Annotated in this window: 1 protein-coding gene; it reads left to right on the forward strand. The window is 66.5% G+C overall.

The window, feature by feature from the left end; genetic code table 11:
• Positions 1 to 190, forward strand: a 190-nt coding sequence (locus J0695_RS41495) for an antitoxin (protein ID WP_206969982.1), incomplete at its 5' end; no start/stop codon positions are given.
• Positions 191 to 236: the final 46 nt, after the last annotated feature.

Below are 236 nucleotides of genomic sequence, written 5' to 3' on the forward strand. Positions count from 1 at the left end.
CTCCGACCTCGCCCAGCAGCACGGGGACAAGATCGAACAAGGCCTGGACAAAGCCGCCCAGACGGTCGACTCCAAGACCAAGGGCAAGTACAGCGACAAGATCGGGACCGGTACGGACAAGGCGAAGGACGCTTTGGGCCGCCTCTCGAACAAGGAGGACGGCACGGGCACCCCGCCGCCTGCCGCCTGAACCACACCACCGACGGAAGGCTGCGGAGCACAGCGCTCCGCAGCCT

It is taken from the genome of Streptomyces beijiangensis, from assembly GCF_017315755.1.
Classification (GTDB): domain Bacteria; phylum Actinomycetota; class Actinomycetes; order Streptomycetales; family Streptomycetaceae; genus Streptomyces; species Streptomyces beijiangensis.